The sequence below is a fragment of the Rhizobium sp. Root1220 genome (assembly GCF_001426265.1).
Classification (GTDB): domain Bacteria; phylum Pseudomonadota; class Alphaproteobacteria; order Rhizobiales; family Rhizobiaceae; genus Rhizobium.
Map to the genome: position 1 here is coordinate 210466 of NZ_LMDG01000034.1, position 18956 is coordinate 229421.

The following is an 18956-nucleotide window of genomic DNA, read 5'->3' on the forward strand; positions in this document are numbered from 1 at the left end:
AAATGGTAGAAAAACGCATTCAGCCACTTGCCCGCGATGCAATGGCCTATGTTCTAGCCGGCGGTCGGGGAAGCCGCCTCAAGGAACTCACCGACCGCCGCGCAAAGCCGGCGGTCTATTTCGGCGGCAAGTCGCGCATCATCGACTTCGCACTATCGAACGCGCTGAACTCCGGTATCCGCCGTATCGGCGTTGCGACCCAGTACAAGGCGCATTCGCTGATCCGCCACATGCAGCGCGGCTGGAACTTCTTCCGTCCCGAGCGAAACGAGAGCTTCGACATCCTGCCGGCGTCGCAGCGCGTCTCGGAAACGCAGTGGTACGAAGGCACCGCCGACGCCGTCTACCAGAACATCGACATCATCCAGGATTACGGCGTCGAGTATATGGTCATCCTCGCCGGCGACCATATCTACAAGATGGACTACGAGAACATGCTGCAGCAGCATGTCGATTCCGGCGCGGACGTCACGATCGGCTGCCTTGAAGTGCCCCGCATGGAGGCTGTCGGCTTCGGGGTCATGCATGTCGACAAGACCGATCGCATCATCGACTTCATCGAAAAGCCTGCCGATCCGCCGGGCATTCCCGACAAGCCGGAATTCGCGCTTGCGTCCATGGGCATTTACGTCTTCCACACGAAATTCCTGATCGATGCGCTGCGCCGCGATGCTGCCGATCCGAATTCCAGCAAGGATTTCGGCAAGGACATCATCCCCTACATCGTCAAGAACGGTAGGGCGATCGCCCACCGCTTCGCCAATTCCTGTATCCGCTCCGATTTCGAGCGCGAGCCCTACTGGCGCGACGTCGGAACCATCGACGCCTATTGGCAGGCCAACATCGACCTGACCGCGATCGTTCCCGAACTCGATATCTACGACAAGTCATGGCCGATCTGGACCTACGCCGAGATCTCGCCGCCGGCGAAATTCGTGCACGACGACGAGAACCGCCGTGGTTCGGCGACATCCTCGGTCGTCGCCGGCGATTGCATCATCTCGGGGGCAACCCTCAACAAGAGCCTGCTTTTCACCGGTGTGCGCGCCAACTCCTATTCCAAGCTGGATGGCGCCGTCGTTCTGCCGAGCGTCAAGATCGGCCGCCACGCCCAACTCAAGGACGTCGTGATCGATCATGGCGTCATCATTCCCGAAGGCCTCGTGGTTGGCGAGGATCCGATACTTGACGCCAAGCGCTTTCGCCGCAGCGAAGGCGGCATTTGCCTGATTACGCAGCCAATGATCGACAAGCTGGGTCTGTAGCACATGAAAGTTCTTTCGGTTTCGTCCGAAGTCTTCCCTTTGATCAAGACAGGGGGCCTGGCCGACGTGGCCGGCGCCCTGCCAATAGCACTAAAGCGGTTCGGCATCGAAACGAAGACCCTCATGCCCGGCTACCCCGCGGTGATGAAGGCCATTCGCAATCCCGTCGTCCGACTGCAGTTCGACGATCTCTTGGGTGAGCCTGCGACGATCCTGGAGGTGGAGCACGAGGGAATTGACGTCCTCGTGCTTGATGCACCCGCCTATTACGATCGCTCCGGCGGTCCGTATCTTGACCGGTCCGGAAAGGATTATCCGGACAACTGGCGCCGCTTCGCGGCCCTTTCGCTTGCCGGCGCCGAAATTGCCGCGGGGCTGATGCCCGGCTGGCGGCCGGATCTCGTTCATACGCATGACTGGCAGGCCGCTATGACCTCGGTCTACATGCGCTACTATCCGACGCCGGAGCTGCCAAGCATCCTGACGATCCACAATATCGCGTTCCAGGGCCAGTTCGGCGCCGAAATATTCCCCGGCCTCCGGCTGCCGCCGCATGCCTTCTCCGCCGAAAGCATCGAATACTACGACAGTATCGGCTTCCTGAAGGGAGGCATGAAGACCGCGCACGCGATCACCACGGTGAGCCCATCTTATGCCGCCGAAATCCTGTCTCCCGAGTTCGGCATGGGGCTTGAGGGCGTCATCGCGAGCCGCGTCGATTCCCTGCATGGCATCGTCAACGGCATCGACGCCGATATCTGGAACCCGGCGACGGACCCCGTTGTCCACACCCACTACAATGCATCGACACTGAAGAACCGTGTCGAGAACCGCACCTCGATCGCCGATTTTTTCGGCCTTCATCACGACAGCGCTCCCATCCTCTGCGTCATCAGCCGCCTGACCTGGCAGAAGGGAATGGACCTCATCGCCGCTACGGCCGACGAGATCGTCGGTATGGGCGGCAAACTTGCCATCCTCGGCTCGGGCGAAGCGGCGATCGAAGGCTCGTTGCTTGCCGCTGCCGCGCGTCACCCGGGCCGGATCGGCGTCTCCATCGGTTACAACGAGCCGATGTCCCACCTGATGCAGGCAGGCTGCGACGCGATCGTCATCCCCTCTCGTTTCGAACCCTGCGGGCTGACGCAGCTTTACGGATTGCGCTACGGTTGCGTGCCGATCGTCGCCCGCACGGGCGGGCTGAATGACACGGTGATCGACGCCAACCATGCGGGCCTTGCGGCCAAGGTGGCAACAGGAATACAATTTTCGCCTGTAACCGTGTCTGGTCTGTTGCAGGCAATCCGCCGTGCGCTAAATCTCTACAGCGATCAAAAGGTCTGGACCCAATTGCAAAAGCAGGGCATGAAATCGGATGTTTCGTGGGAGAAAAGCGCCGAGCGCTATGCTGCCCTCTATTCAAGCCTCGCCCCGAAAGGCAAGTGACAGAAAATGAACAAGTCCGTATCCACTACGCCCTACCAGGATCAGAAGCCCGGCACCTCCGGCCTTCGCAAGAAAGTTCCCGAATTCCAGCAACCGAATTACGCCGAGAACTTCATCCAGTCGATCTTCGATTCGCTGGAGAGCTACCAGGGCAAGTGCCTCGTCATCGGTGGCGACGGACGCTACTACAACAAGGAAGTCATCCAGAAGGCGATCAAGATGGCCGCCGCCAACGGCTTCGGCAAGGTGATCGTCGGCAAGGGTGGCATTCTGTCGACACCGGCAGCGTCCCATGTCATTCGCAAGTACAAGGCTTTTGGCGGCATCATTCTCTCCGCCAGCCACAATCCCGGCGGCCCGACCGAAGACTTCGGCATCAAGTACAACATCGGCAACGGCGGTCCGGCGCCTGAAAAGATCACCGACGCGATCTATGCGCGCACCAAGGTGATCGACAGCTACAAGATCGCCGACTTCGCCGACGTCAACCTCGATCGCATCGGCAAGGACGAACTGCCGGGCGGTATGATTCTGTCGGTCCTCGATTCGGTCGAAGACTACACGGCGCTCATGGAAGAGCTGTTCGATTTCACAGCCATCCGCAATCTCATCAGCCTCGGCTTCCGCGTCGCCTTCGATGCGATGAGCGCGGTCACCGGCCCCTATGCCAAGGAGATCTTCGAGAGCCGCCTCGGGGCGCCGTCGGGATCGGTCCGCAATTTCATGCCGCTGCCCGACTTCGGCGGCCACCATCCCGACCCGAACCCGGTCCACTGCAAGGAACTCTACGACGAGATGATGGGCGACGACGCGCCCGACTTCGGCGCTGCCTCCGACGGCGACGGCGACCGCAATCTCATCATCGGCCGTGGCATCTTCGTGACGCCGTCCGACAGCCTGGCAATCCTCGCAGCCAATGCCCACCTTGCTCCGGGCTATTCCGGCGGCCTCGCGGGCATTGCTCGCTCCATGCCGACCTCGGGCGCGGCCGACCGCGTCGCAGAAAAGCGCGGCATCGGCATGTACGAGACGCCGACCGGCTGGAAATTCTTCGGCAACCTGCTCGACGCCGGAATGGCGACGATCTGCGGCGAGGAAAGTGCCGGCACCGGCTCCAACCATGTACGCGAAAAGGACGGCCTTTGGGCGGTTCTGCTGTGGCTCAACATTTTGGCCGTGCGTGGCGAAAGCGTTCAGGACATCGTCACGCAACACTGGCAGACCTACGGCCGCAACTACTACTCGCGCCACGACTACGAAGGTGTCGACACCGATGCAGCCAATGGGCTGATGGCAAACCTGCGTGAACAGCTCGCCACGTTGCCAGGCAAGACGTTCGGTTCTCTGAAGGTCGAAAAAGCCGATGATTTCGCGTATCACGATCCGATCGACAAGTCGGTGAGCGAGCATCAGGGCATCCGCGTGATGTTCGAGGGCGGCTCGCGCGTGGTGTTCCGCCTCTCCGGCACGGGCACCTCGGGCGCGACGCTGCGCGTCTACATCGAACGCTACGAACCGGATTCGAGCCGCCACAACATCGAGACCCAGGAAGCGCTTGCCGACCTGATCGCCGCAGCCGAAACCATCGCCGATATTCGCAGCCGAACCGGACGCGACGCTCCTTCCGTCATCACCTGACGACATGGCGGCGCGCAATCCGGGTCAAGGCGGAGCGGTGCTTTTCGAAACAGGCGTAGACTTCGCCGTGTGGTCGGATCACGCCGCCCGGATCGACCTCTGCCTCTTCGACGAGGCCGGGAAGGAGATCGCCCGCCTACCGACGGCAAGAGGGGATGATCATGTTCATCGCCTCTTCGTCGATGGCCTGAAGGAAGGTGCGCGCTACGGCTACCGCGCCGACGGCATCTATGCACCGGACAGCGGCCTCTGGTTCGACCCGTCGAAGCTGCTTGTCGACCCTTACGCCAAGGAGTTGGACCGACCTTTCCAGCATGACCCCGTCCTCGGCACCTTTGGTAGTGACACCCAGCACCTGGTACCAAAAGCGATCGTTACCCGCGATGTGGAGGCTCAACCGCAGAAGCCGGTCTTCAAGCCTGGCGGCTTCATCTACGAGGTCGCGGTCAAGCCCTTCACCATGCTGCATCCCGAGGTACCGGAAAAGCAGCGCGGCACCGTTGCAGCACTCGCTCATCCCGCCGTCATCGCCCACCTGAAGCGGATTGGCGTCGACGTTGTCGAATTGATGCCGATTACCGCATGGATCGACGAGCGCCACTTGCCCCCGCTTGGCCTTCACAACGGCTGGGGCTACAACCCCGTGGCCTTCATGGCGCTTGACCCGAGACTCGTGCCGGGCGGCGTGAAGGAACTGCGCGACACGGTGGCCAAGCTGCACGCCGAAGGCATCGCCGTCGTTCTCGACCTCGTCTTCAATCACACCGGCGAGAGCGACCGCTACGGCACCACGCTTTCGTTCCGCGGCCTCGACAACCCTTCCTTCTACCGCCACGCCGCAAACAACCCCGGCTGCTTGGTCAACGACACCGGCACGGGCAATACCGTCGCCTGCGATCATCCCTATGTCAGGCAACTAATCATCGACAGCCTTCGCCATTTCGTGCTGGGCGCCGGCATAGATGGCTTCCGTTTCGACCTGGCGCCGGTCCTCGGCCGCACGGAAAGCGGCTTCGAAGGCCATGCCGAGACGCTTTCGGCCATCCTCGCCGACGACGTGCTCGTCGATCGCGTGTTGATTGCGGAGCCCTGGGACATCGGTCCCGGCGGCTACCAGCTCGGCAATTTCCCGACGCCTTTCCTCGAATGGAACGACCGCGTGCGCGATGATGTGCGCTGCTACTGGCGAGGCGACGACTACAAGACCGGTCCGCTCGCCACAGCCCTTGCAGGCTCCTCCGACATATTTTCGCGAAACGGCGGAACGGCGACACGCAGCGTCAATTTCCTCGCCGCCCATGACGGCTTCACGCTGAACGACCTCGTCTCCTACAGCGCCAAGCACAACGAGGCAAACGGCGAGGACAACCGCGACGGGCACAACGCGAACCATTCCTGGAACAACGGCGTAGAAGGCGAGACCCCCGACCCCGGCATCCTCCAAAAGCGTCGTGACGACCTGATGGCGCTGATTTCGACGCTCTTTGTCACGCGCGGCAGCGTCATGCTGACAGCCGGCGACGAGGGCGGACGCACCCAGCACGGCAACAACAATGGCTATTGCCAGGACAACGAGATGACCTGGGTGGACTGGAGCAGGCTGGACGACAATCTCATTGCCCATACCGCCTTTGTCTCGGCGCTGCGCAAGCGCTTTTCGGTATTTTCCGAGACATCCTTTTTCTCCGGCAATGGCGACGTCGAATGGATATCGGCGAGCGGCCAGCCAATGACCGTCAGCGAATGGGAGACGCCGAACTTTGCAACGCTCGGCATGCTGCTCGCCACCCGAGACGGGCAAACGGTGACGCGTCTGGCCGTGCTTTTCAATCGGTCGACGGAGGCAGCCGCCTTCGCGCTGACGGGCTCGTGGCGGCGCATAACGGCCGATGGCTCGAACGCTACCGACATCTCGCCGATCGTCCCGCCGCGCGCCGTCGCTTTCTACCTCGAAAATTGAATTGCACTACCCATACGCGCAAATCCTTGTCGCAATCGTCACAAAGCCAATGTAAGCCTTTGGGCACGCGGCCTTCTTCAAGAGGAATCAATGATCAATGAAATTTCGCTCGCGGACGTCCGCGGGCTTATCGGCACTGAAACCGGCCTTTCGGACTGGCTTCTTGTCGATCAGACGATGATCGATGCTTTCGCGCACGCGACTGACGATCACCAGTTCATCCATGTAGATCCGGAACGCGCCGCGGCCGAAAGCCCGTTTGGCGGCACCATCGCCCACGGCTTCCTCACACTCTCGCTACTTTCGACGATGAACTACAATTGCCTGCCCAAAGTCCGTGAGCAGACCATGGGCATCAACTATGGTTTCGAGAACGTCCGCTTCGTGGCGCCGGTCAAATCCGGCGCCCGCATCCGCGGTCATTTCATTCTCGCCGACGCCCGTTTCCGCGGCGCTGGCATGCTGATGACGACCTACGATATCTCCATCGAGGTTGAGAACGAGAAGAAGCCTGCTCTCACCGCCAAGTGGATCACCATCATCCAATTTGACCCAAAGAACAGGCCCGAGAACATCTAATTTAGACTGCACGCTGCCGTCTCGGCCCATGGTTGATCCGCCCAGCGCGCCGTGATCCCATCGGTCGCGTGCGGCAAGTATTAACCACGGGAACTACAACCGCTGAATCTGATGCACGCTTAACTAGAATTTTACGCTCGCGGACGACGATAAACCGAAACAACCCGAGGCGGGAGATATCGGATGTTCGGCCATGCAAAGCGTCAGACCCAGCCATTCTGGCTCGTTTGGGTGACGACCTTCGCTTTTGCGTGCCTGACTGTCGCCGTCAACGCGTTTGAAGCGGACCAGTTTCTGATCTTCTTCCTGTTTCCAATCGCCGCCGCCGCCCTTGCACTTGCGGGGTTCGGACGTACCGTTTCGAAGAGCGAGATCAATAGCGGCTGGTGGTTGCCGATGCTGCCTCTCGGGCTCCTGATGATCTGGTACATGTTCATCTGCGTCTTCGGGCAGTTTTCCATTTCGGCGATCCTTTTTCATTTTCAGTACGACCTGGACTCGAACGGAGTCGCCGGGGAGATCGCCTACCAGATCTTCTCCAGTTCCCTGCCGTTCGGCCTCATCTTCGTTTGCTGGACGAAACTTTCCCGAGGTGGCACGGTCCTTCAGAGGTTGGGAAAGATCCTGTTCGTTCCGCTAATGCTGCTCAATCCCTTCACGTTGGCGATCAGCACCTACGTCGCCAGCGCTTACGCGTCCCAAAGCCTGTCGCTTCTCCAATACTATGTGGATCCGCGCCTCGCTCACCTCGATGAAGGGATCAGGAAGAACCTTGTTCACATCTACCTGGAAAGCACAGAGCGAACACTTTGGGACGAGCGCCTCTTTGACGATGTCGCAGCCCCCTTGAAGCGGCTGGAAGCCAACGGTTTTTCGGCGACGGGACTTGACCAGGCGGAACTGACTGGCTGGACACTTGCCGGCGTCGTATCGAGCGGCTGCGGCGTCCCGCTTTTTAATCTTGGGGCACTCAACGGCAACAAGTTCGAGCACACCACCCATTTCATGCCCTCGGCTTTTTGTTTGGGTGACCTTCTTTCCCGGGATGGCTATGACCTTGTCTTTATCAAGGGAGCGCAACTCTCCTTTGCCGGCACCGACCGTTACCTGCACGGTCACGGTTTCAAGAACGCCTTTGGCTACGACGAACTCGCGATCGCGGGGAAAAGTCCGCCAAATGCATGGGGTCTGGACGATGAGGATGTGTTCGGCTTCGCTTTCAGAGAGATTGAAAGGTTGTCTAAGTCTGCGAGACCCTTCGATCTGACGTTGACGACACTCGGAGGGCATAGCCCATCAGGCTACGTCTCACGGAGTTGCAAGACGCGGCCGGAAATCATGAAACATGAAAGTGACACCATGCAAGCTTTCGCTTGCACGAATCGGCTGACCGAAGAGTTCGTGCAGCGCCTTTCGAACGCCGGCCTGCTGGAAAACACCGTTGTCGTGATCCAGAGCGATCACCTGGCGATGCGCAACGAGATTTCCAGGAAACTGCAAAGCGAGAAACGCCATAACACCTTTATCGTCATAGCCGAAGGTCTCGCCGGCAAGACCTCCTCGGTTGGGGCCACCATGATCGATGCCTATCCGACAATCCTTGAAGCGCTTGGCTACACCTTGCCGGATCACAGGGCCGGACTCGGCGTCTCCCTGTTGTCGGATCGCAAACCACTGATGGAAGCGTTCGGCCTCAACGAGCTGAACAAGGCAATCGTCTCGGACACGGCGCTCCGGGACCGATTGTGGAATCTGAAGGCCAGAAGCTAATCCTGCCGCCCGCAAAGCTCAACCGAAACAGGACTTTTGGCTGCAGGGATACCGCTATGGCGCACCGTTGATTTCGACGATGTTGCGATCTGGATCGAGCAGGTAGGCTTGCAGAAAGCCGGCCGGCCCGTTGCGTCTGACCCGCAACCGCCAGGGATCGCCCTCCGGCGCATCCTCCCGAAAACCCTTCGCTATCAGGTCGTTGACGCAACCGTCGAAATCATCGGTGCGGAACGCAAAATGTCCGTCCGTCGTGTCGATGGTAGCCGCCCGCCGGAAGGTCCCGGCCGGGTTGAGGATGATGTGGATTTGCAGCGCGCCGCATGCGAACCACGCGCCAACGCTATTGAAAGGCGGCCTCTCGATTTGCTCTATTCCAAAGACATCGCGATAGAAGGCAACCGAGCGATCAAGATCCGTCACGACAATGGAAACGTGATGCAGCATCATCGAAGACACCCCCGCACTCCCTGCGATGGCGTGATGATTGTAGTGCACGCCACCGGTGGATGATGACACGAATGGCGGCGGTCGTGCAACTTGAAGCCGATTGGAGACGGTAGAGTGCACCGCTCCAGATCGAAATTGCAAGCGAACGGCGCTTAATGCATCGCGTCTTCCGCACCCTCGGCCAGCAAGCCGAAGACGAAATCGGCGAACGATCGCCAGCATTCGACGCGGAATGTGTCTTCCTCGGTCCGTAACACAACGATTTCGGCTTTGCCGAACAACGTGCGCGAGCAGGCGCCGACCGGGAAGGCTTCGAGCGACAGGTCCTGCGGGCAGCCAGCGGAAATCGTGTTCTCCGCGCCCGGACCGGACACGATGATCGCGACGTTGCGGTGCGACACATCGGTGGCCGAATGGGCCACGCCTGCGTTGGCAAGGCCGCTCATCAGGTCGGCGCCACTCTCGTCGATGATCAGCCACTCGTCCGGGCCAAGCCAGAGCGCCGCGCGACCTTGCGATCGACCTGACGTCTTTGGCGCATTCGGCACCTTCACACCGAGTGAGGCGGAAAGTGCAGCCAGCGATTCCGCCGGTGCGCGCAACGCAACGCGGGTCGCTGCGGGTGCAGGTGTCAGGCGCACCGCGGCCGAGCCGCCATGGCGACCGGAAAGCACGGATTTGCGAACTGCCGTATCAGCCATTGATGCGGCCTCCTTCCTTGTCAAAGAACACCATGTCCGTCACCTCGACGGCGATCGTCTTGTCGGGCATCGGCACGTAGAGTGTCTCGCCCATCCGTGCGCGGCCACCGGCTACCAGAGCGAATGCGATCGACTTGCCGAGATTTTCTGACCAGTAGGACGATGTCACATGCCCCAGCATGGTCATCGGCTTCGGCTCATTCGGGTTGGCGACGATCTGTGCGCCCTCCTCGAGCACCAGCTTCGGATCCCGGGTGACGAGACCGACCAGCTGCTTGCGGCCGTCCTTCACCAGATCCAGCCGCTTAAGACCACGAATGCCAACAAAGTCCGTCTTCTTCTTGGACACGGCCCAGGAAAGACCGGCATCGTCGGGCGTCACGGTGCCGTCCGTGTCCTGTCCGACGATAATGTAGCCCTTCTCGGCGCGTAGAACGTGCATCGTCTCGGTGCCATAGACACAGGCGCCGAGCGGTTCGGCGTTGGCCCATACCGCTTCCAGCACCGACTGACCGTAATCAGCCGGCACGTTGATTTCGAAGCCGACTTCGCCAGTGAACGACACCCGAAACAACCGCGCTGGAACACCCATGACCGTGCACTCGGCAACGCTCATATGCGGGAAGGCGTCGTTGGAGAGATCTACACCCTCGACCAGCGGCGCGATGATTTCGCGCGCCTTCGGTCCCTGAACGGCAATGACGGCCCAATGCTCGGTCACCGACGTCAGCCAGACCTTCAGGTGCGGGAATTCGGTCTGCAAATAGTCTTCCATGTGGTTGAGAACGCGCGGCGCACCGCCCGTCGTCGTGGTCACGTGGAAGCGATCGTCGGCCAGACGCCCGACCACGCCGTCGTCGTAAACGAACCCGTCCTCGCGGGTCATGATGCCGTAGCGGCACTTGCCCGGCTTCAGCGTGTCCCAGGCGTTGGTGTACATCAGGTTCATGAATTCGGCGGCGTCGGGGCCGACAACTTCGATCTTGCCTAGCGTCGAGGCATCGAACACGCCGGCGACATCGCGCGCCGTCTTGCATTCGCGGGAAACCGCCTGGTGCATCGTCTCGCCGGCACGCGGATAGAACCACGCGCGCTTCCAGTTGCCGACATCCTCGAACACGGCACCCTGGGCTTCCTCCCACAGGTGCAGCGGCGTCTTGCGCGTCGGGTCGAACAGCTCGCCACGCGAATGGGCGATCAGCGTGCCGTATGTGACCGGCGTGTAAGGCGCGCGGAAGGTGGTCAGGCCGACCTGCGGAATCTCCCTGCCCAGCATTTCGGCGGCGATCGCCAGGCCGTGCATGTTAGAGAGCTTGCCCTGGTCGGACGCCATGCCGTTGGTGGTGAAGCGCTTGATGTGCTCGATCGAGTGCATGCCTTCGCGCACAGCAAGGCGAATATCCTTGGCGCAGACGTCGTGCTGGAAATCGATGAACGCCTTGGCGCTGGTCTCAGGCCCGGCCCCTTCGGCAGCACCGATCATGCCGCCCGTCCACTGATAGGCCTGCTGGGAGGAGAGGCTGATCTTGCCGCCCCCCGACTTACCTGCCGCCCGCGCCATCAGCTCGCCGGCAGCCAGCGATTCCTCGATCGTCTGCTGCAGGTCATCAGTGCCGTTACAGGCGCCGACAGAGAGGCAATCCTGGGCATAGGTGCCGGGCAGGAAGCGCTGTGTCTCGGGCTCGAAGGCCACCTTGCCTCGCGACTGCGAGAACAGATGCACCGACGGCGTCCAGCCGGCCGAGACCAGCAGCGCATCGACCGCGATCTTGCGCGGCGAGCCTCCGCCGTTACGGGCAACGGTCATCGAGGAGATCCGCAGCTTGCCCGAGGTATTGACCACGGACTGACCGGCAAGCACGTCGATCCCGAGCGAACGTGCTTCGGCAAGCACTTCCGCACCTGGCGTCTGGCGGCAATCGACGATCGCGGCGATCTCGATACCGGCACGCTTCAGGTCGAACGCGGCCTCATAGGCCGAGTCATGCGCGGTATAGACGCCGACCTTCTGGCCGACGGCGACGCCGTACTGGTTGAGATACATCCGCGCGGCCGACGCCAGCATGATGCCCGGACGGTCGTTGTTGGGGAACACCATGTGGCGCTCGATCGCGCCATTGGCGAGGATGACGCGCTTGGCGCGCAGCTGCCACAGACGCTCGCGCGGCAGGTGGCGGTCAGGATTTGCAACATGATCGGTGACGCGTTCGGCGAGACCGACGAAGTTGTGGTTGTAGTAGCCGAAAGCGGTTGTGCGGGTGAGAACCTGCACATTGTCCATCGTCTTCAAGCTGGCAACGGTCTTCTGCACCCACTCGTAGCCGCCGAGACCATCGATCCTGACGCCGCTATCCAAGCGCAGCGCCCCTCCGGCTTCCGCCTGCTCGTCACAGAGGATGACCTTGGCGCCGGCGTGTGCCGCAGCAAGGGCTGCCGATAGACCTGCAACACCGGCGCCGACAACCAGCACGTCGCAATGCGCGTAGCGGCTGGCATAGTGATCCGGATCGGCTTCCTTCGGCGCCACGCCGAGGCCGGCTGCGCGGCGGATCATCGGCTCGTAGACATGCTTCCATGCCGCCTTCGGCCACATGAATGTCTTGTAGTAGAAGCCGGCCGCGAAGAACGGCGACATGAAATTGTTGATGCCGCCGATATCGAAGGCCAGCGACGGAAAGCGGTTCTGCGATTCGACGATCATGCCGTCGAACACCTCTTGTACCGTGGCGCGCACGTTCGGCTGCTTGCGGGCGCTGTCACGCGCCACGTCGATCAGCGCGTTCGGCTCTTCGGCACCGGCCGAGAGAATACCTCGCGGGCGGTGATATTTGAACGAGCGACCGACCAGGTGGATGTCATTGGCGATCAGCGCCGAGGCGACGGTGTCGCCCTCAAGCGCCGTATAGCTCTTGCCGTCGAAGGTGAAACGCGCGGTTCTGGCCGGCGTCAAGCGACCCTTGCCGGCGATACGGTTCGGACCGCTCATTTCGCTTCTCCCTCTAGTGCTTCGTAGGTTTCGATGGGAGTGTGTGGAACGTTGGCGGCGCCGATCTCGGGCTTCGGCTCTCCGGCTTTGTAGGTCATGATGAACTTGTCGCTGATCGTGTCGCGCGCCGCGTTAAAGAAACGGCCGCATCCGTGCTGGTGGCGCCAGCGCTCGAAAATCAGGCCCTTCGGGTTGTCGCGCAAGAAGAAATATTGCTCGAATTCCTCGTCGGAAATCGCCGCGATATTTTCCGGCCGCACGATATGGGCGTCGCCTGCGCCACGGAATTCTAGCTCCGAGCGCTCTTCCTGACAGTATGGGCAATAGATAAGAAGCATGGTGTCCTCGTGTCAGTGCGCGACGGCGGCGGCGGCGGCTTCGTCGATCAGACGGCCAGTGCGGAAGCGGTCCAGCGTCAGGCCGGCATTGAACTTGTGCGCCTCGTCGCGGGCGATCAGGTGCGCGAAGAGATTGGCCGAGCCCGGCGTCGCCTTGAAGCCGCCGGTGCCCCAGCCGCAGTTGACGTAGAGCCCCGGAACCGGCGTCTTTGACTGGATCGCCGAACGATCCGGCGTGTTGTCGACGATACCGCCCCACTGCCGCATCATCTTGACGCGGCGGAACATCGGAAACAGCTCGCAGATGGCGTCCAACGTATGGGTGATGATCTGCAGGCCGCCGGTCTGGCTGTAGGAATTGTACTGGTCGGTGCCGGCGCCGATGACCAGCTCGCCCTTGTCGGACTGCGAGATATAGGCATGCACCGTGTTGGACATGACGACGCAGGGGAAGATCGGCTTCAGCGGTTCTGACACCAGCGCCTGCAGCGGGCTCGACTGCAACGGCACCCGCACATCGGCCATCTTCATGATCGTTGTGGTGTGGCCCGCCGCGGAAACACCCACCTTCCTGGCACCGATGAAGCCGCGGCTGGTCTCGACACCGGTGACGCGGCCATCGGGACCACGGCGGATACCGGTGACTTCGCAGTTCTGGATGATGTGGACGCCACGATCGGACGCCGCGCGCGCATAGCCCCAGGCCACCGCATCATGGCGCGCCGTGCCGCCGCGACGCTGGAGTGCTGCGCCGTTGATCGGGTAGCGGGCACTGGCGGAGATATCGAGCGGCGGACAATAGGCTTTCGCCTGCTCCGGCGTCAGCCATTCATTGTCGATGCCGTAAAGTCGGTTGGCGTGGATATGACGCTTGAACGACTGCTGGTCGTGCACATTGTGCGACAGCATCATCACGCCGCGAGGCGAGTACATGACATTGTAGTTGAGATCCTGCGAGAGGTTCTCCCAGAGCTTCATCGAATGCTCGTAGATGTGCATGCTCTCTTCGTAGAGATAGTTCGAGCGGATGATGGTCGTGTTGCGACCGGTATTGCCGCCGCCGAGCCAGCCCTTTTCGAGCACCGCGACATTGGTGATGCCGTGTTCCTTGGCGAGATAATAGGCCGCACCCAGACCGTGCCCGCCGCCACCGATGATGATGACGTCGTATTCGGCGCGCGGCTCCGGCGAGGTCCACTGCCTGTCCCAACCCTTGTGCCCCCTCAGAGCCTCCCGTGCCACGGCAAAAACCGAGTATCTGCGCATCCGCCTTCATCTCCTTCGGGGAAAGGTCCCTTCTCGTCGGCCATACAAATCGCAAATCCAAAAGCGGCACAACGTTTCTTTTGCGACGCGCAGTGGCTTTTGTTTTGACACGGCGGGAGAATGCAGCGCACGGCTCTGCGCCGCCATGGACTGAAGTGCGGCATGTACAGCTGACACATGTCCTGAGCCCGGGTGGCACAACGGCAATGCCTTCGCGCGAACAACGCAGGCACGACTCCATGGTAGCATCGTCAAGCCGGCGCCCTCACTTGGCGGGCAGGCCAAGACTGGCGAGATCGGAGACTTCGCGTTCGAGGATGGCGGGATCGCTGTAGAAGAACAGCTCGCGCCATTTGGCCTGTGTGAAAACGGGGTCGATGGTGAGGCCCTTCTTCATCGCCGCCGCTGCTTCCTCGGTTCGTCCGAGGCGATTGAGAGCGATTGCCTGCATCAACGGACTAAAGAAATCCGTCTGGTCTACCTTCAGTGCGACAAGCGACTCCTCGAACTTGCCTTCGACCACAAGGGCCCATCCTCTGTAGAAGGCCAACTCCTGCAATATCTGGGGGTTTGCCGCCTGTCTGGCCTCTGCCCGGTCGATCCATTCCAACGCCTGTGCGGGCTTTCCTGCCGCGATCAGGACCTGGCTGAGAGCTCCAAGCATTTCGGCATCGTATGGCGACAGATTGATCGCAGCGTCTGCTTCGATAAGCGCGTCGGCGAACTTCCGTTCCGTCACGCGGACGAAGGCTGACAGATAGTGACCCGACCGCCGCTCCATTGGCGAGAGCGTCGGCTGAGCCATCGCCTCCCTGGCAAGGGTGGCGGCCTGCTGATAGTCGGCCGGGAGGTTCTCACTCCAGCCGTTCCAGCCGCGTATGAAATAGGCAAGTCCGAGCTTGATCTTCAACAGAGCAGAATCCGGGAACTTCGAGAGCCCCTCCGTCAATAGCCGAAGCGCCTGCTCCGTCGTTTCACGACTGAGCTGCACCAGCAGATCATTGCCGCGGAGATAGTAGTCGTACTCCTCGAGATCGGTATGGTCTTTCCCCCAGACTTGGCGATACTGCGCCTGCTTCAAGGTGCCGGCGTCGCCCGCGAGTGCGGCTACGATCTTTTCCGTGATCTCGTCCTGTATGTCCCATGGGTCGGTGCCGTCGCGGTCGAAGCGTTCGGCCCAGACTTGTTCGCCGGTTCTGGCCTCGACGAGCTGCGCGATGATGCGCAGCCGGTCAGCGTCCTTTCGAATACTGCCTTGGAGGATATGTGAGACGCCCAGCTCAGCGCCGATCTTGCGCACATCGACCGGCTGGCTCTTGAAAGCGAATGACGAGTCGCGGCCCAGCACTTTCAGGTCGGGAACGCGCGACAACATTGAGATTATGTCCTCGGCCACGCCGTCACCGAAATACGCAAGCGTCGCCTTGCCACTCATGTCAGTGAAGGGAAGAACCGCGATCGACGGAGTGTTCGTAGCGACGATTTGGTCCGTACCCGGCCGCAAGAGCGAGTACCAGCCGCCAGCTGCCAGGCCGACGGCGATCAGGACCGCGGTCCATCCGACGCGAGCCGAATATTGCCGCAAGCGCACCCGCCAAGGCAGCCTGCGTCCATCCATCCGCACGCTGTAGGAACGCAGGGGCCTGGTGATATTTTTCACATGCTGAATGCCGGCAAAATCGAGCGGTAGAGTGAATTTCCCCTGTAGATGATCATAGGCAGTGCCGGAGATCAGCACGCCTCCAGGTTCGCAAAGCTGCTCGAGGCGGGCGGCGATATTAACGCCATCTCCGAGCAGATCGCTGTTCTCTACGACGACGTCTCCGAGATTGACGCCTATGCGGAACACAATCCGTTTCCCGCATGCAATATCCGCCTGCCGTGCGGCAACCGCGTTCTGCACTGCGACGGCGCAGGTAACCGCATCCACCACCGACGCGAACTCAACGAGAATGCCATCGCCCAGCAGCTTGATCAACACACCATGGTGCTCTGCGAGGAGCGGTGCGATGGCATCTTGCTGGATATCCCTCAGCGCATGGAGTGTACCGACCTCGTCCTGTTCGACGAGGTGAGAATAACCGACGACATCGGCCATCAGTATCGCAGCAAGCCGTCGCTCGACGCGCGCTGTTGCCATTGCAAGTGTTCCCCCGATCGAGAGCCGGCACCTTGCCGCAACACACCAAGGCACAAGGGTCGCCCGCTAGTCTGCACTCTAGCACCAGCAGGTTGTAATCGCGAGATTTGTTGATGTGGGGGTGCGCTGCGTGGGCATCGGGTGTGCTCATGCTGCTGCAGCCTGCTGGGCATCTCTCGATGCAGTCACATGTGTCAGTGAATAGAGCCGGAGAAGTCGAGGCCCTGTTCCACCGGTGGAACTCCGACAGAGCAAATCGATAGCCAGAGCAGCGTCAAGCACGCCCCTCGGTCGGAAATAGAGCCTGCGCTCCCGCGCATAATAGCGCAGCGAGGCCGGTCGGGCTGCATTGGGCCACTGCGGAGAGATTGAGAGGCAGTGGCACAGGCACAACAAGGCCTGGTGCCATTGCGGATTTTTTTTGGAGTGGGGGTGCGCCGGCGGACGGGTCCTAGGAGGACGATGCCAACTTGGACGCCGCCCGCTTCTTCTTCGCGGGGGCGGCGGCCGGTGGTGCTTCGGCTTCCTGCTGCAAACGCAGGGCCTTCAGCTTTTCCGTTTTCTTTTCGCGAGCGGCAGTCTCGGCCGTCACAATTGCTCTGGCCGTTGTGTCAGTGGCAGCCGCCTTGTCGCGCGATGAGAGCTTGGCTGGATTGAAGAATTCATTTTTTGAAGTCATCTGCACTCTCTCTATCTAGACGAATCCTGCCAGATGGCAGGTCAGCGCGCCGGGCGTACGGCCTTCTTGGGAGCCGGCAGCAGGCCTTCGCGCTGAAGCTTCTTGCGCGCGAGCTTGCGTTGGCGGCGCACGGCTTCGGCTTTTTCGCGAACGCGCTTCTCGGATGGCTTCTCATAGGCGCTACGCGCCTTGAACTCGCGGAAGAGACCTTCGCGCTGCATCTTCTTCTTCAGAACGCGGAGCGCCTGATCGACATTGTTATCCCTGACGAGAACCTGCAAACTCTTTCCTTTCATGCGGCAATCAGATTGCCAGTTGGGTGACGACGGAGCCGGAGACTATTTCCTGACCCTGATGCTAGAAGACTTGAGCCAAGACCCGGTCTCGACACTCGTCACGGTTTCGTTGTTTGGCACCGATGATGCCGACTGAGTCACGTCGATATCGCTTTCGATAATTCGACGGTCAAAATTTTCGGTCTCGAAGCGGACCCGGTATTGCGCACGGCTGCCATCGAACGGAAGAACGCCCGAAATCGTGCATGTTCTTCCTGCGCTGTCCGTCCGGACGAATCCATCCTTCAGAACGATCTTGTCTCCGACAGCAAATCTGGGACTGCGTGCCATAATGTTTTCACCGAGCCATCGTCGTGGTTTTTGAAAAGCACAAAAGGCCGGGCGTAACCCCGACCTCTTACGTCACTGCCCGCGGCCGCCGGTGAACCCGTGGTCAGCCAAGGCGAATGACAATTATGCCGCGCGCAGATTGTCTGCAGAATTCTTGCCCGACTTCTGGTCGCGGACGAGGTCATAGGTAATCTTCTGACCGTCGGCCAAACCGCGCATACCAGCACGCTCGACCGCCGAAATATGGACGAAAACGTCGGCTGCACCATCATCCGGCTGGATGAAGCCAAAACCCTTGGTGCTGTCGAACCACTTTACGGTACCTGAAGTCATAACGATCGCCTTTCAATGCTCGTTATTACCCGGCGAGTATTCGCTGAGCTTGATCGATTTTGAGAGGAGATCTGACGGAGCGATAGGCTCTTTGACAAAGGTCACAAGCAATAGTCGATACCGTCACTATAACGCAAAAGGCCGCGGATGCAAGGAATGAACCGGAAATAACGGGGATACTCTGGGCAAGCTGGCCCCAGGCCCAAGCGCTTTCCTGGCCAGTTTGCGCGGTAACACGGCGAATGCGCATGGCGACCAATTGAACCGGCACCCAGAATTTTGCCGTCAAACCCGCCAGCCTATATGGACTTTTACCACATGATCTGTTATCCGCACACCAATCGCAAGGCTGCGGCCGCGCGAACGTGTATTTTTTTGCCTCTGGCGCCATGCTGAAACAAGCTTCAACCAAACCAAAGGAACGTGACACTCGTGCAGGTACTTGTCCGCGATAACAATGTTGACCAGGCTCTCCGCGCTCTCAAGAAGAAGATGCAGCGCGAGGGTATTTTCCGCGAAATGAAGATGCGTGACTTCTACGAAAAGCCTTCGGAGAAGCGCGTTCGCGAAAGGGCCGAGGCTGTTCGTCGCGTTCGCAAGTTGGCTCGCAAGCGGGCCCAGCGCGAAGGTGTTGTGGCGCACTAAGCGCTGCGGTCGTTATTTCGACGTTTTCAGATGCATTTTGGCGGGGGCGATCTGGTCGCCACCGCCTTTTTCATTTGCTACTGAAGCTTGCCCGTCCGCGGTTGGAACGGGCTGCACTGGGGGAAAACGAGCCC

16 protein-coding genes are annotated in these 18956 nt (G+C 60.6%); 7 read left to right on the forward strand and 9 right to left on the reverse strand.

The genetic code is table 11. The features are described from left to right. The first annotated feature begins 2 nt into the window (after positions 1–2). The 6 genes from glgC to ASC90_RS22365 all read left to right on the forward strand — a co-directional run bounded on the left by glgC (position 3) and on the right by ASC90_RS22365 (position 8658). Positions 3–1265: a glucose-1-phosphate adenylyltransferase gene (gene glgC / locus ASC90_RS22340; protein ID WP_056545398.1), complete on the forward strand. Its 1263-nt coding sequence runs from the start codon at positions 3–5 to the stop codon at positions 1263–1265. A 3-nt stretch (positions 1266–1268) separates the two neighbouring features. Next, positions 1269–2711, forward strand: a complete 1443-nt coding sequence (gene glgA / locus ASC90_RS22345; RefSeq protein ID WP_056545399.1) for a glycogen synthase GlgA — start codon at positions 1269–1271, stop codon at positions 2709–2711. Between the two features lie 6 nt (positions 2712–2717). After that, complete coding sequence (locus ASC90_RS22350) at positions 2718–4349, forward strand: alpha-D-glucose phosphate-specific phosphoglucomutase (protein ID WP_056545401.1); 1632 nt, start codon at positions 2718–2720, stop codon at positions 4347–4349. A 4-nt stretch (positions 4350–4353) separates the two neighbouring features. After that, positions 4354–6309 carry a glycogen debranching protein GlgX gene (gene glgX / locus ASC90_RS22355; protein ID WP_056545403.1) on the forward strand — a complete coding sequence of 652 codons (1956 nt, stop codon included), beginning with the start codon at positions 4354–4356 and terminating at the stop codon, positions 6307–6309. Between the two features lie 90 nt (positions 6310–6399). Continuing rightward, a complete protein-coding gene (locus ASC90_RS22360; protein WP_056545405.1) occupies positions 6400–6888 on the forward strand; it encodes a MaoC family dehydratase in 489 nt (162 codons plus the stop codon). 183 nt (positions 6889–7071) lie between these two features. Then, a complete protein-coding gene (locus ASC90_RS22365; protein WP_056545407.1) occupies positions 7072–8658 on the forward strand; it encodes a sulfatase-like hydrolase/transferase in 1587 nt (528 codons plus the stop codon). 54 nt (positions 8659–8712) lie between these two features. On the opposite strand, the gene ASC90_RS22370 is transcribed toward ASC90_RS22365, so the two are convergent. From ASC90_RS22370 to ASC90_RS22415, 9 genes are all read right to left on the reverse strand, one after another. Then, entirely contained in the window at positions 8713–9108 is a 396-nt protein-coding gene (locus ASC90_RS22370) for a VOC family protein (protein WP_056545409.1), read from the reverse strand. Positions 9109–9260: 152 nt separating this feature from the next. After that, complete coding sequence (locus tag ASC90_RS22375) at positions 9261–9809, reverse strand: sarcosine oxidase subunit gamma (RefSeq protein ID WP_056545411.1); 549 nt, start codon at positions 9807–9809, stop codon at positions 9261–9263. Next, positions 9802–12795, reverse strand: a complete 2994-nt coding sequence (locus ASC90_RS22380) for a sarcosine oxidase subunit alpha (RefSeq protein ID WP_056545412.1) — start codon at positions 12793–12795, stop codon at positions 9802–9804. Before ASC90_RS22380 ends, ASC90_RS22375 begins: the two co-directional genes overlap by 8 nt. Next, complete coding sequence (locus ASC90_RS22385; RefSeq protein ID WP_056545418.1) at positions 12792–13133, reverse strand: sarcosine oxidase subunit delta; 342 nt, start codon at positions 13131–13133, stop codon at positions 12792–12794. Before ASC90_RS22385 ends, ASC90_RS22380 begins: the two co-directional genes overlap by 4 nt. Positions 13134–13145: 12 nt before the next feature. Then, positions 13146–14399 (reverse strand): sarcosine oxidase subunit beta family protein, encoded by a 1254-nt coding sequence (locus ASC90_RS22390; RefSeq protein ID WP_056545420.1) that lies wholly within the window; start codon positions 14397–14399, stop codon positions 13146–13148. Positions 14400–14664: 265 nt separating this feature from the next. Then, the gene (locus ASC90_RS22395; protein ID WP_056545422.1) at positions 14665–16539 is read right to left on the reverse strand and encodes an adenylate/guanylate cyclase domain-containing protein; all 1875 of its coding nucleotides are present in this window, start codon (positions 16537–16539) and stop codon (positions 14665–14667) included. A gap of 451 nt (positions 16540–16990) precedes the next feature. Beyond that, positions 16991–17218 (reverse strand): hypothetical protein, encoded by a 228-nt coding sequence (locus tag ASC90_RS22400; RefSeq protein WP_056545424.1) that lies wholly within the window; start codon positions 17216–17218, stop codon positions 16991–16993. 41 nt (positions 17219–17259) lie between these two features. Continuing rightward, entirely contained in the window at positions 17260–17499 is a 240-nt protein-coding gene (gene rpsU, locus ASC90_RS22405) for a 30S ribosomal protein S21 (RefSeq protein ID WP_007527643.1), read from the reverse strand. Positions 17500–17967: 468 nt separating this feature from the next. Further along, on the reverse strand, positions 17968–18177 hold the full coding sequence (locus ASC90_RS22415) for a cold-shock protein (RefSeq protein WP_056545428.1): 210 nt from the start codon (positions 18175–18177) through the stop codon (positions 17968–17970). Between the two features lie 432 nt (positions 18178–18609). Here ASC90_RS22415 and rpsU (ASC90_RS22420) point away from each other — a divergent pair, with 432 nt between their 5' ends. Beyond that, a complete protein-coding gene (gene rpsU, locus ASC90_RS22420) occupies positions 18610–18822 on the forward strand; it encodes a 30S ribosomal protein S21 (protein WP_056545430.1) in 213 nt (70 codons plus the stop codon). Positions 18823–18956: the final 134 nt, after the last annotated feature.